The sequence below is a fragment of the Rhodococcus sp. IEGM 1318 genome, from assembly GCF_033142465.1.
GTDB classification, from domain to species: domain Bacteria; phylum Actinomycetota; class Actinomycetes; order Mycobacteriales; family Mycobacteriaceae; genus Rhodococcus_F; species Rhodococcus_F qingshengii_B.
Genome location: NZ_JAWLSC010000004.1, coordinates 254,110 through 267,647 on the forward strand (window position 1 = coordinate 254,110; position 13,538 = coordinate 267,647).

Consider the following 13,538-nt stretch of genomic DNA (forward strand, 5'->3'; position numbering starts at 1 on the left):
AATTAGAGCGGCAGCAAGTTGTGCTTGCGCGGGTTCTTGTAGATCGTCTTGTCCTTGAGCAACTTCAGAGCCTTGCGGATTTCGAGACGCGTCTGCGAAGGCTCGATCACCGCGTCGATGTATCCGCGCTCAGCCGCGATGTACGGCGTTGCGACGAACTCGTTGTAGAAGTTGATCAGCTGGGCACGCACCGCGGGTGCGTTCTCGCCGGCCTCGGCGAGCTGACGCCGACCCATGATGTTGACGGCGCCCTCGGCACCCATCACGGCAATACGTGCCGTCGGCCACGCAAGGTTGATGTCGGCACCGAGCTGCTTGCAGCCCATGACGGCATAACCGCCGCCGTACGCCTTACGAACCACCACAGTCACCTTCGGCACAGTGGCCTCGATGTACGAGAACAGGAAACGCCCGCCGCGCTTGATGACGCCGACCTTTTCCTGATCGACGCCGGGAAGGAAACCGGGTGTGTCGACGACGAAGACGAGCGGGATGTTGAAAGCGTCGCACAGGCGCACGAAGTGGGCGGCCTTGTCGGAGCTGTCCGCGTCGAGGGCGCCACTGAGGTACGTGGGCTGGTTGGCCACTACACCGACGGGCAGGCCGTCGACGCGGGAGAATCCGGTGATCACATTGTGCGCGACCTGGGCTCCGATTTCGTGGAAAGTGCCGTCGTCGAAGATCCGCAGAATGATGTCGTGCATGTCGTAGCCGGCATTGTCGGCATCCGGCATGAAGGCGTTGAGTTCGAGATCCGACTCGGTGATCTCGGGTTCGAGACCCGGGTTGATCAGCGGAGCCTTCTCCTGGCACGAGGACGGCATGAAGCTCAGGTACTCACGCACCCAGTCGAAAGCCGCCTTCTCGTCGGGAGCGACGTGATGGATGTTTCCGTACTCCGCCTGCTTGCGTGCCCCGCCCAGATCCTCGAGGCTGACCTCTTCGCCGGTGACCGACTTGATGACGTCGGGCCCGGTGACGAACATGTACGACTCTTCGGTCGCGACCACGACGTCGGTGTTGATCGGTGCGTACACGGCACCGCCGGCGCACTTACCGAGGATGACCGAGATCTGCGGGCACAGGCCCGACAAGGGCTCCTGACGTGAACCCATGTTGGCGTACCAGGCCAGCGAGGAAACAGCGTCCTGGATGCGAGCTCCACCGGAATCGTTGATACCGACGACCGGGCAACCAACCTTCAGCGCGAAATCGTTGACAGCTGCGACCTTACGGCCGAACATCTCTCCGGCGGCACCGCCGAACACAGTCTGATCGTGCGCGAACACGGCAACCGGACGCCCGTCGACGGTTCCGTGACCGGTCATGACGCCGTCGCTGTACGGGTTGTCCTCGCCCGCCATCTTCACCAGGGCGCCGATCTCGATGAAGCTACCGGGATCGAGCAACATGTCGATGCGCTGGCGCGGCGTACTGTGCCCTGCTGCATCGCGCTTGGCAATGGCCCGAGCCGAGCCGGGTTCCTTTGCCTTCTCCAACTTTTCGCGGAGTTCAGCGAGCTTCTCCGCGGTGGTTGTCGTCACTTCTGAACTCCGGTTTCCGATACTTTGGTCTGGGCTGTCTCGATCTGGGCCAGCTTTGTGGTGAGGTCTGCCGCGACCTTCGCGATGTACGGCTCGTCGACGATCTGCAGGTGATCCCCGCCGATGTAGACGACCTCGAGGTTCTTCACGTAGTCACCCCAACCACCATCTGCCTTGCGGGTCTTGAATGCAGGCTCGAGCGTCATCAGCTCGTCGTGGTACTTGTCAGCCATGTAGAGCACGACGTCTCCGTCGTAACTGCTGAACGCGGCAGTCTGGATGGCGCGGTTGTCCAACCAGGACGTCCGCTGATGCTCGATGATGCCGCCGGGAATCTTGGCGCCGCTCATCTTGATCATGTCCATCAAGATTTGGATCTGATCCTCGTCGGCCTCGGTGGAAGCCAGAACGTCAAGCGGCAGCGGAACATCCAAGTTGTAGGTGCGCTTGGCAAACTTGCCGTAGCGCTCCCAACGCTTGCGACGTTCCTCCTCGGTGTCCGGCACGACCTCGCCGGCCATCACGGTGTCGAGAAGTCCGACCACGCGCACGTCGGCGCCCTGCTCACGCAGCAACTTCGCGACCGCATATGACATCACGCCGCCGAACGACCAGCCACACAGCACGTACGGCCCGTCACCCTGGATCTCACGAAGCAGCGGAACGTAAGCAGCAGCGCGGGTTTCGATCGATCCCTCGACCCGCTCGAACCCGTACATCGGCGTGCCGGCAGGCAGGCGCTTGAGCAAAGGCTCGTACGTCACCGTCGAACCACCGGCAGCGTGGAAGACGAATACCGGTACGGCCGTGGAGCCTTCGGGACGGGCACGCAGAGTACGTACGAGCCCGTCGATCTTGCCGTCATCCTCGAGGTACTGGCGAACGACGTCCGCAAGCTCTTCGATGGTGGTGGAATCGAGAACGTCGTCGAGAGTGATCTCGCCGCCCGCACGCTCGGAAAGCCGAGCAGCAAGCTTCTCGGCGACCTCGTCACCGACGATCGGCAGATCGTTGAAGATGCCCTTGGCCGACTTACCGGTGACGACGGCCCACGTCGCGAACGTCAAGCGCTCGGCCGCATCTCGCGGCGGAACGTCGGAGCCGGCGTCGTCCGCAGTTCCGACACGCGAAGGATTGGCGGGCGCGGCAGCCGGTACAACGGGAGCAGTGGCAGGTAGTTCCACCGCCACCTCGGCGGGAGCAACGTCCTCGTCGTCAGCAGCATCGGCCGCCAACTTCTCCGCGGCCTGCTTGTCGGCCATCGCCTGAACCTCTTCGCGATTGTCGATCGCGTAACGCAGGTACTTGTTGACCTCGTTGAGACTCGCGTCCTTGACTGCCTGGAGCTGGAGCTGCGGAATGTCGAACTCGTACTCGACGCGGTTCTTGATGCGCACCGCCATGAGCGAGTCGAGACCCAGTTCGATGAGCGGAACCTCGGCCGGAAGATCTTCCGGCGAGTACCCCATCGACTCGGCCACAACGATCTTGAGGCGGTCGTCGAGGCTCTGCGAACCGTTCGGATCCCACTTGTCTCCGGCGTCTTCGACGACCTCGGCCAGGGTTTCCATCGGCGCACTGGTCTTGACCGGCGCGCTGACGACCAGCTCGGGCAGCGGCTCACCGGACGTGACGACGGAGTCGAAGAGCAGACGGAACGTAGCGCCTTCACGAGCGTGCACCTGCACCGACGCTCCACCTGGATGCGGGTTGAGAGTTGTCGTCAACGTCGCAGCACCGGCCAGCTCACCGTGCGGAACCGCAGCGGTGAGAGCGACATCCGAGAGCACCTGTCCGGCAGCAGCGCTCACGAGCACTGCCAGGTCGGTGACCGCGGATGCGTCGACCTCCCACACGTGGCGGCCGTCGGGCAGGGCAACGTGCGAACCGGGAACGCGAGCCGAACCACCGGCACTGACACGAATGTCGAGCCAGTACGGCTTACGCAGGAACGCAGTACGCGGAACCGAAGCGAAATCGCCTGCGGGAAGTAAGGACTCGAGGTTCACGGCATGACCGTGCACGTACAGCTGCGCGAGAGCAGCAATCACACCCGCGGACTCGTCTTCCTTACGCTTTAGCGTCTGGATGAGTTCCATGTCGTGCAGACCCGAATCGAAAGCGGTGGCCGCCACCGACATCAGCGTCACCGGGTTGGGTGCAAGCTCGACAAAAGTGGTGTGGCCGTGGGCAACTGCACCGCGCACCGCATTGGTGAAGTACACACTGTGGCGAAGACCCTTGACCCAGTACGCCTCTTGGTGGATCGGCTCGTGACCGGGACGGTAGAAGGTGTCCTTGTCGACGGACGAGTAGACGCCGAGCTTCAACGTGGTCGGCTCGATACCGGCCAACTCCGCGGCAAGCTCGCCGAGCAACGGATCTACCTGCGAAGTATGGCTGGCGCCCTTGGTCTGCAGGACACGCGCCATCTTGCCGTCGGCCTCGGCGGCAGCGACGATCGCCTCGATGTCCGGCTGCGGTCCACCGATCACCGTATGCGTCGGAGCTGCGTAAACGCAGACCTCGAGCTTGGGGTAGGTGGGCAGCAGCGCCTCGATCTCGGATGCGCTGTACTCGAGCAGTGCCATCAGACGGATGTCGTCACCGACAAGTGCGCCCTCGGCCTCACCCATCAGCCGTGAACGTGAACAGATCACGCGGACAGCGTCTTCCAGGTTCAGACCGCCGGAAACGTACGCGGCAGCGGCTTCACCCATCGAGTGCGGAACCACGGCTTCGGCCTCGGCCCCGTGGTGGCGCAGCAACGCAGCCAAACCGACCTGGATGGCGAAAATTCCCACCTGTGCGGTCTCGACGTTGTACTCGATCGAATCGTCGAGGAACATCTCGACCATCGAGTAGCCTGACTCGTCCTGGATCAGCGCGTCGACCTCGTCGACGGCTGCCTTGAAGGCCGAGTTCTCCGTGTAAAGCTGCTTGGCCATCTTGCGGTGCTGCGAGCCGAAGCCCGAGAACACCCACACCGCGCCCTTGGGCGACGGTGAGTCGGCCGAGAAGACGCCCTGGGCCGGCTTGCCCGCGGCGACAGCGCGCAACGAGCTGATGGCCTCGGACCGCGTCTTCGCCACAACAGCGGCGCGCGAGCGTCCGTGGTTGCGACGCGCGAGTGTGCGGGCGACGTCAGCGAGGGGCGTCTTGCTTCCCTCTTCGGTCTCGAGCCAGTCGGCCAGATCGGCGGCTGCGCGGCGACGACGCGAAGGCAGCGCGCCGGAGACGGCCAGCACAACCGTGATCTCGTCCTCTGCTGCCGGTTCATCCACGACCGGGGCATCCACAACTGGTTCCTCGACTACAGCGTCGGCAGGCACGTATTCCTTGACCACGACGTGCGCGTTGGTTCCGCCGAAACCGAAACCGGAAACACCGGCGACGGCCTTGCCGGTGTAACGCGGCCAGTCGGTGGCCTCGGGCGTCACCTGCAGGTGCGCCTTCTCGAAGTCGATGTGCGGGTTGGGGCCCAGGTAGTTGATCGTCGCGGGAATCTTGTTTTCCTGCATCGCCAGAACGACCTTGATCAGGCCGGCGGCGCCAGCAGCTGCTTCCAGGTGCCCGAAGTTGGTCTTCGCGCTGCCGAGCAGTGCCGGCTTGTCGTCGTCACGGCCACGACCGACGACCCGGCTGAGCGCGTCGGCCTCGATGGGATCACCGAGATCGGTACCCGTCCCGTGTGCCTCGATGTAGTCCACGGTGGTCGGCACGATGCCGGCGTCGCGGTACGCGAAACGCAACACGTCGGCCTGGGCATCGGGGTTGGGTGCGAGTAGACCGTTGGAACGGCCGTCCTGATTGATCGCGGATCCGGCGATCACCGCGAGGATGGAATCGCCGTCACGCTCGGCGTCTTCGAGACGCTTGAGCACAACGAGTCCACCACCCTCACTGCGAACGATGCCCTGAGCCTGTGCGGAGAAGGCACGCAGTTTGCCGTCGGGAGCGAGCATCCCGATCTGATCGAAACCGAGGGTTCCGGGAGGGGCCAGCAGCATGTTGACGCCACCGGCCAGTGCGATGTTGGAATCACCGCTGCGCAGCGAGCGCACAGCCTCGTGAACGGCAACCAGCGAAGACGAGCACGCGGTGTCCAGAGCGATGGACGGTCCACGGAAGTCGAAGAAGTACGAGACCCGGTTCGCGACGATGGCCGTCGACGTTCCGGTCAGTGCGTACGGATGCGCCGTCGTCGGATCATTGACAGCGAGCAACTGGTAATCGTTGGCGGAACTGCCGATGAAAACACCGACCTGCTTGCCCTTGAGCCCACTTGCCGGAATGCGCGCGTGTTCGAGGGCTTCCCACGCGAGTTCGAGTGCGAGGCGCTGCTGCGGATCGACGTTGACGACCTCGAGCGGAGACATCGCGAAGAACTCGGCGTCGAAGCCCTTGACGTCGTCGAGGTACCCGCCCTTGGTGTTGGCGTTCTCTACCGCGGCCTTGATGGCGGGGTCGGACATGAACTCGGCCCAGCGGTCCTCGGGGAGGTCGCTGATGCCGTCGCGTCCGGCCGCCAGCATTTCCCACATGTCCGAAGGCGTGTGCCCGGCACCGGGGAATCGTGTGGACAGACCGACGATGGCGATGTCGTGAGCGTCCGTCGCGGCGCCTGAGACGTAGTACGACGCGTCGATGGTCTCCTCCGGCGCCTCGGGCTCACCTTCGATGATCCGAGTCGCCAGCGAAGCGATGGTGGGGTGTTGATAGGCAACCGTGGCGGTCAGCGTGACGCCGAGCAGATCCTCGATGTCGCCGCTCAGCGCAACTGCGTCGCGCGAGGCGAGTCCGAACTCGTCCATCGGGCGGTCGTCCGTGATCGTCGACACCGGCTGACCGGTCGCGTCGGCGATCCAGTTGCGAAGCCACTCACGCAACTGCGCGACGCTCATCTCGCTCACAACGTCTTTGCTCTGCGCACCATCTTGTTCAACCATCAACTCACCAAGCCACCGATCATGAAGGGACTGCTCCTCAAACGCTATCGGGGAATGCGGTCTGCTGATAGCCGCCTCGCAACGTTCCCTCGATATAGCTCGCTTTACACGCGCGGCGAGCGATCTTGCCGCTGGACGTACGCGGAATCGAACCGGCAGGAACGAGCAGGATGTCTCGGGCCGTAACGCCGTGACGGGAAGAAATCGCCGCGCGCACGGTGTCCGCGATCGGCTGCGGATCCGCCTTGCCTGCACCGGGAGCGCGCTCGGCCACGATGACCAACTGCTCCGAGGAATCGTCGTCGTCGAACTTCAGACCCGAATGCGTGTTGGAGAACACGACAGAAGGCAACTGATTGGCCGGCACGGCAAACGCAGCGATGAATCCGGGACGCAAGGCGGGGCTGGCTTCCTGAGCCGAAGACTCGAGGTCCTGCGGGTAATGATTGCGGCCGTCGACGATCACGAGGTCCTTGACGCGCCCGGTGATGTAAAGCTCACCGTCGACGTAAACACCGAAGTCGCCGGTGCGCATCCAGTTGGCGTCCGCCGGTGTGCCCTCGGTGTGGCTGTCTTCGCTCAACCGATTGTCAAGCTTGTTGTGGAAGGTCTCGGCCGTCTCGTCGGGGCGTCCCCAGTAGCCGATGCCGATGTTCTCGCCGTGCAACCAGATCTCGCCGACGTGATTGTCGGGGACCTCGGTCAGCGTCTCGGGATCGACGATCGCCGCCCACTGACTGCGCGAGACGTACCCACAGGAGACCTGTGCGATGGCGTTCTCGGAGTACTGATCGACGATGACCATGCGGCCCTTGTTGAGTTCCGTGCGGTCGACGTAGATGACCTTGGCCTCGTCGGAATGCTTGGTCGAGGAGACGAAGAGCGTCGCTTCGGCCATGCCGTACGACGGCTTGATCGCAGTCTTTGGCAGACCGTACTGAGCAAATGCCTCGTTGAACTTGCGCATCGACGACGTCGTGACCGGCTCACTGCCGTTGATCAGTCCGATGACGTTGCTCAGGTCGAGGGTCTCGCCGTCCTTCGGCAAACCGCGCGCGGCAGCATGCTCGAACGCGAAGTTGGGAGCAGCAGCAAAGGTGCCGGCGCCGTCGGAAACCGCAGCCAGTTCCTTGATCCACCGGTACGGACGCTGTACGAACGCACGCGGGCTCATGATGGTGATGTACTTGCCGCCGAGGGCAGGCAGGATGACCGTCAGCAGGCCCATGTCGTGGAACAGCGGCAGCCACGTGACGCCGCGTGAGTCCTCGTTGAGCTCGATGGAGTCGACCATCTGGAGCGCGTTCGTTCCCACAGCGCGGTGGGTGATCTCCACACCGGCGGGAACTCGGGTCGAACCGGAGGTGTACTGCAGGTAAGCGATGTCGTCGAGCTCGATGTCGGGGCGAACCCACGTTTCACCGACAGTGTCGGGAATCGCGTCGACGGCAATGATGCGCGGACGCTCGGCAGCGGGAAGCGAGCGGAACAACTGACGAACGCCGGCTGCCGACGATGCGGCAGTCAGAATCGCGGTCGGCTTGCAGTCACCGAGAACAGCGTGGAGACGATCGGTGTGACCGGGCTCGTCCGGATCGAAGAGCGGCACCGCGATGGAACCGGCCTGAATGGCCGCGAAGAACGAGATGACGTAGTCGAGCCCCTGCGGAGCAAGAATCGCAACGCGGTCGCCACGCTTGGTGACCTGCTGCAGACGGGCTGCAACAGCCCGCAGACGCACGCCGAACTGCTCCCAGGTCAGCTCCAGGGCTTCACCGTCACGCTCGCGTGAGTAATCGATGTACCGATACGCGAGCTCGTCCGCGTTGACACGCGAGTGTTGCTCGACGTAGTCGACCAGCGTGAAGCCTGGTTGCAGGCGGATCTGGCCCTTCTCGTCGAGAAAGCCATCGAACAGCGCGTTCATTCCATCTCCTCCGAAGCGATCACACAAGCACTGTCTTTCATGCTTGCGCCCCAGACTTCCTTCGCTCTCTCGGGTCCATCTTCGATCAATCGAATCGCACTTTGTGCGCAACTCACCTGAATCACTTCATCGATCCCAAACCATCGATATGTTACAGATTCGCATCGTCCGTATTCTCCGGCCTACTCGCCCGCCAGTAACGGGATGATCGGGGCGAACGCTTCCATCTGCGTCGGGAAGACCCCGACGTACGACATCGACGTCTTCTCACGGACCAGTCGAATCTGGTCTGCGATTTCCTCGAAAGTGCCCACAGCCAGGTAGGGAGAGTTCAACAGCTCCTCCACGCTCAGCTTACGATCCACTTCGATGTTCGGCGGAAAACCTTGGTCCAGAGCGGCGATTGCCATCTCGGCAGCCTGCTCTCGATCGTCGGTGATCATGATCATGGTGATGGTCCAGTTGAGTTCGATCTCATCGAAACGCTCGCCGGCAGCTTCGCGGATCCGCTCGACACGTTCGATGGTCTTTTCCATCGTGATTCCGGAGAGCAGAAGTCGCCCGTCACGGTTGGTCGGTGTAGCGACCGAGATGATGTCCGCGTACTTCGCCGCGAGAGCGAGCATCTTCGGTCCGCCGCCGCCCACGATGATCGGCGGCCGCGGGCCCTGCCGTGGTCGTGGGCTGCCCTTGAGCCCGCGCACCTGATAGTGCTTGCCTTCGAAAGTGCATTCCTGTCCGCGCAGCAGAACGTCGAGAATCTGCAGGGACTCCTCGAGCTTCTCGATGCGAACGCCCGGGCTTTCGTAGGCGATGCCGCCCTTGTCGAACTCTTCCTTCATCCAGCCTGCGCCGATTCCGAGTTCGAGTCGACCGCCGGACAGTACGTCGATGGTCGCCGCGTCCTTCGCCAGCACAGCAGGATGTCGGAAGCCGTTGGCCAACACGGCGGTGCCGAACCGAATCTTGTCCGTGGCCACCGCGAGCGCTCCGAGAGCGGCGATCGGGCCGACCTGATTACCCAGGTGGTCCGGAATCATGAACGAGTCGTAACCGAGTTCCTCGGCCTTTTGCGCAAGCTTGACGAAGCGTCGCGCACCACCCTCTTCGGCGTTGCCCTCGCCACCGGCCGCAAACCGAAATTTGCGTCGGGCATCGCTGCCGTGGGTGGAACTCATATATCGATCTCCTGTGATGGACACGTACGTCGTACTCGGACTACAAACTCGGACAAACCGAACCTACTCGCCAGTCACTTACGTGACAGCACTGTAGAGGAAGCCCCCGGACCGTGCAGCACTCTACCGGGACCAAACGAGCAGATTACCCGCGAGCGAACTCCCGAGACGCCCGATTGTGACGAATCAACAGTGCGGCGGCGTCTCAACTGTGGGGCGGCGTCGGCGCGGCGTCGATCTTCTCCGCAGCCCACTGTGCCATCCACTGGGTGGCCGTCGTGCCGTTCGGATCGACCTGGAAGGAGTTGTACATCGCGTGCACAGGGTTGTTGTAGTACTCGAGCAGTCGCGGCGCCGAACTCAGCCAGTTGGTCGGGTTGAGAGCGGCGGCCGGAGCGTCACAGATACCGTCGCTGGGCGCGCAGATCTGATAGGTCCGGTCGTTGAGGTCACCGAAACCGCCAGGCCTCGGGCCGGTCATCGTGAGACCGGGAAGCTTCAGCCCGTTCAGCGACAGCTCGGCGCCGACACCGGCAACGCTTGGGCCAACGGTGTTCCCGAACGCCGGATCGCGCCGACCGTCGGCGATCAGGCCGACGCCCAGAACCAGATCGGCTGGCACCGCGCCGCTGCCGTCGCCGATACTCGCTGCGACGTCACCCGCGATCACCGCCCCCTGGGAGAATCCGGTCAGGACGTAGCTCGTGAGCGGGCACTCGGCGTGCCGCTTCATCAGAAAGTCGTTAGTGGCAGCAGTTCCCGCGGCCCGACTGTTGTTGTAGGACTGCTGTCCGTCCGGCGGGATCGCAACCGGATTCGAAAACTGTGCGACGTACGGAACGGTGTAGACGTCGGCCCGTGAAGTATCGAACTTCTCCTGCAGAGGGCGGGTCACGTTCAGCATCAACGACGCCGGATTGGCCGTCGGGTTGTACGGGTCGTCGGTAGCGCTCGACTCCCACGTACCCGGTATGGCTACTACCTGGACATCGGGGCAACTGGCCGGCTGAGTCACCGGCGGCTCCGGGCTCGGCGGGATCGGAGTCGGCGAGGGCACCCGCCCGGCCAGGATGTACCAACCGCCGATCACGACCGCTGCGACCACAAGAATGATCAGCAGCGGGATCAGGCACCCACGACGCTTTCCAGACCTCGCCATTTCCCGCTCCTACTTGCAGTAGGTGGCGTTGGCGACGTCGATGTAGATCTGAGCGTTCGCACCTGCCTGATCGGGAGTGATCTGCTTGCCTTCCGCCGACGCTTCCTGGCCGACGAAGGCGGTCACGAAGGTCAGGACCTCGTCGTCGGTCTGAGGACCGGCAGCGCAGATGTAATTGGCCGTGTTGACGGCGATGCTCCCGTCACCGGCCGGGGTGATGCCCTTCGCCTTCAGCCCGTCCAGGAACTTCTGCGCCTCGGGGCTGACCTCGACGACTGTGGGCCCCGGGAAGCCTTCGATGCTCTGCGGCTGCTCCGGCGGCGCGGTGGCCGCGGCTCCTGGACTGGTGGGCGCAGCCGAAGCCGTCGTGGTCGCCGAGGCGGACGCGGACGCCGGTCCGCTCGAGGACGAAGCCGCAGCGGACGTCGTGGTGACCGGATTGGAGGTTGCAGTGGAGTCGTCACTACCGCACGCGACAAGTGCGCCACCGGTGGCGAGCGCCAGGGCGCCGACCGCGATCGCGCGTGCACAAGTGTTTCGGTTACCCGAGAAAAGCGACATCAATGTCCGTCCTTGCCTTCAGTCGAAAGTCCATCAACAGGTTACGCAACGCACGCGGGCGGGCACCGATCCGTGATCGGGCCCGCCCGTCGTGCACCACTGTGAGTTAGTGAACTTCTGTCTTGTCACCGATCACCGTGATGTAGCCGAACTGGAAGTTCTGCTGGACACCACCGGGAATGTCGAATTTGTCACTGATCGGGAATCCGAGTCGTCCACCTTCGTAACCGACACTCTTCCAACCGTCGAAGAGCGGGCCGTTCTCGACGGACCAAGCACCGCTGCCGGGGCTCCAGTAGATGTTGCCGCCCTCGAACTCGGTGAAGCGTCCGTTGTCCTTGATCGGAACCTCGTTCGACTTCGGGAATCCGAGCCAGCCGTTTTCCCAGCCGAGTTCGCCGTACTTGCCCATGATCATTCCGAGAACCGCGTGAGTTCCGTTGGCGCTGCTGTACATCGCGCCGATCTCGAATCCCTGGACCTTGCCTGGCTTGCCGGGGGTCGCGATCTCGTCTGCGGTCGGGTAGCCGAGCGGGCCACCTTCCCATCCCTGTGCGGACCACTCGGCGAGGATGTCGCCGCTGACGGGGTGAGCGCCGGTCTGCGGGGTCCAGTAGACGGAGCCGTTCTGGAAGTGGTTGAAGCGTCCGCGTCCGTCGGGCGTACCGAGTTCGGGAGTACGCGGGAAGCCGAGCGGGCCCGCCGCTGCTCCGGTGTTCATGTACGCGCCGGCGATACGGCCGGCGACAGGCTGAGCACCCGTTCCACTGGTGAAGTAGATGCGACCGTTGCGGAAGTCCTGAGCCAGGCCACCCGCGACGCTGTACTCGGGCGTGATGCAGTCGCCGATCCAACCGTTGGCTGCAGCCGTCGCACCGATCTCACCCGACGTGCCGCAAGCCGGCTTCTCGACCTCGACGCCGATAGCGTTGGCCAACTGCGGCCACAGCTGATGGAGCTCGAACTGCCAGTACGGCCACGAGTGGGTACCGGACGGGCGGTAGTTGACCTGCGCGGGGATTCCCAGCTGGTTCAGCTTGGTCGCGAAGGTCTGCGAGGTCAGGCGAGCGAGGATCTCGAGGCCCATGCCTGCGTAGTTTGTGCTCACGCCGGGAATTCCCGACGGCTGGTCGTACGGGCCTGTCGTACCGCTACCACTCGAGACGTACAGGCTGACGCCCTTGAGCTTCTCGGCGAGCGCATACGGATCGTGTGCAGCCCACTGCGCGTTGGTCGGCGGTCCCCACATCGCGGCGGAGTTGTATCCACCGGCGTCGGTCATCGCGAACTGGATTGCCTGAGGCATGCCGAGCGAAGTGGTGGTGAGGATGCCGGACAGCGAAGCCGCGAACTTGAAGAAGCCTGGGTTACGCGCCGTGAGGAACATCGCGGACGTTCCGCCCATCGACAGTCCGACGACTCCGCGCGTCTGCGTGGTGCGCCAGTCCTTTTCGAGGATGGAGGGCAGTTCCTTGGTCAGGAACGTCTCCCACTGGTAGTTCTTGCCGTTGTCGGGCTGGAGCCAGTCGGAGTAGAAGCTGGATTGACCGCCGACGGGAAGAATGACGTTGACGTTCTTGTCGGCGTAGAAGGACTCTGCGTCGGTTTCGTAGGTCCAGGCGTTCTCGTTGTCGGTCGCGCGAAGACCGTCGAGCATCCAGACCGAGGGGAAGCTGGCCGAAGGATTGACGTTCCAATCGCGGGCCAAGAGGATCTGCACCTGAATCGGGGTGCCCATCGCGGGAGAGTTCACCCACAGTGCGACGCGACGCTCACTGAGCCAGTCGACCTTCGTGACCGCTGCTCCGGTGGGGTTCTGGGTCACGGCCGGTGCGGCCTGAGCAGGTGCCGGCGCGGCTGCCGCGGTTCCGGCAGTCGTCAAGCCCGCGGCGATCGGCAAAACCAGCATCGCTGCCAGTGCGCCGACGACCTTTGTCCGGAAGGTTGCCCGGGACCGGCGACGGTCCTCCCTGGCAAGGCCTACTCGCATGAGCTCACTCTCTTTCCTTACGTTCGGTCCGCGCGTCGATCGTGGAGCCGCCTGAGCAGCCAGACCCCCGTTGAAACTATTTCTACACGCAAACGATCCCTGCTTGGGGTAGCCGCGCTGTTACTGGTGGTGCAATTGTTACTGACATCTGGCGCTCGTGCAGCACCTGAATACACCAGTGCCGTCCCGGTTCTCCTTCGAGGAGTCCGGAACGGCACTGGTGAAGTGAC

General features: G+C 63.5%; 7 protein-coding genes. All 7 read right to left on the minus strand.

Going from position 1 to position 13,538, the window contains the following annotated elements:
* Nucleotides 1-2: 2 nt before the first annotated feature.
* Nucleotides 3-1,544, minus strand: coding sequence for an acyl-CoA carboxylase subunit beta (locus R4P65_RS12115; RefSeq protein WP_317826658.1), 1,542 nt, complete (start codon nucleotides 1,542-1,544; stop codon nucleotides 3-5).
* Complete coding sequence (gene pks13, locus R4P65_RS12120) at nucleotides 1,541-6,493, minus strand: polyketide synthase Pks13 (RefSeq protein WP_317826659.1); 4,953 nt, start codon at nucleotides 6,491-6,493, stop codon at nucleotides 1,541-1,543. The genes R4P65_RS12115 and pks13 overlap by 4 nt, the downstream gene beginning before the upstream one ends.
* 37 nt (nucleotides 6,494-6,530) lie before the next feature.
* A complete protein-coding gene (gene fadD32, locus R4P65_RS12125; protein WP_317826660.1) occupies nucleotides 6,531-8,420 on the minus strand; it encodes a long-chain-fatty-acid--AMP ligase FadD32 in 1,890 nt (629 codons plus the stop codon).
* Nucleotides 8,421-8,602: 182 nt separating this feature from the next.
* The gene (locus R4P65_RS12130; RefSeq protein WP_317826661.1) at nucleotides 8,603-9,598 is read right to left on the minus strand and encodes an LLM class F420-dependent oxidoreductase; all 996 of its coding nucleotides are present in this window, start codon (nucleotides 9,596-9,598) and stop codon (nucleotides 8,603-8,605) included.
* A 205-nt stretch (nucleotides 9,599-9,803) separates the two neighbouring features.
* Entirely contained in the window at nucleotides 9,804-10,757 is a 954-nt protein-coding gene (locus R4P65_RS12135) for a cutinase family protein (protein WP_230817648.1), read from the minus strand.
* Nucleotides 10,758-10,766: 9 nt separating this feature from the next.
* Nucleotides 10,767-11,318, minus strand: a complete 552-nt coding sequence (locus R4P65_RS12140) for a DUF732 domain-containing protein (protein WP_317826662.1) — start codon at nucleotides 11,316-11,318, stop codon at nucleotides 10,767-10,769.
* A 106-nt stretch (nucleotides 11,319-11,424) separates the two neighbouring features.
* Complete coding sequence (locus tag R4P65_RS12145) at nucleotides 11,425-13,308, minus strand: alpha/beta hydrolase-fold protein (protein ID WP_317826663.1); 1,884 nt, start codon at nucleotides 13,306-13,308, stop codon at nucleotides 11,425-11,427.
* Nucleotides 13,309-13,538 lie beyond the last annotated feature (230 nt).

What these genes read in the sequence shown, in the direction of transcription:
- fadD32 (WP_317826660.1), bottom strand. Translation starts at nt 8,420, where the DNA reads ATGAACGCGCTGTTCGATGGCTTTCTCGACGAGAAGGGCCAGATCCGC.
- R4P65_RS12135 (WP_230817648.1), bottom strand. Translation starts at nt 10,757, where the DNA reads ATGGCGAGGTCTGGAAAGCGTCGTGGGTGCCTGATCCCGCTGCTGATC.
- R4P65_RS12145 (WP_317826663.1), bottom strand. Translation starts at nt 13,308, where the DNA reads ATGCGAGTAGGCCTTGCCAGGGAGGACCGTCGCCGGTCCCGGGCAACC.
- R4P65_RS12140 (WP_317826662.1), bottom strand. Translation starts at nt 11,318, where the DNA reads ATGTCGCTTTTCTCGGGTAACCGAAACACTTGTGCACGCGCGATCGCG.
- R4P65_RS12130 (WP_317826661.1), bottom strand. Translation starts at nt 9,598, where the DNA reads ATGAGTTCCACCCACGGCAGCGATGCCCGACGCAAATTTCGGTTTGCG.
- pks13 (WP_317826659.1), bottom strand. Translation starts at nt 6,493, where the DNA reads ATGGTTGAACAAGATGGTGCGCAGAGCAAAGACGTTGTGAGCGAGATG.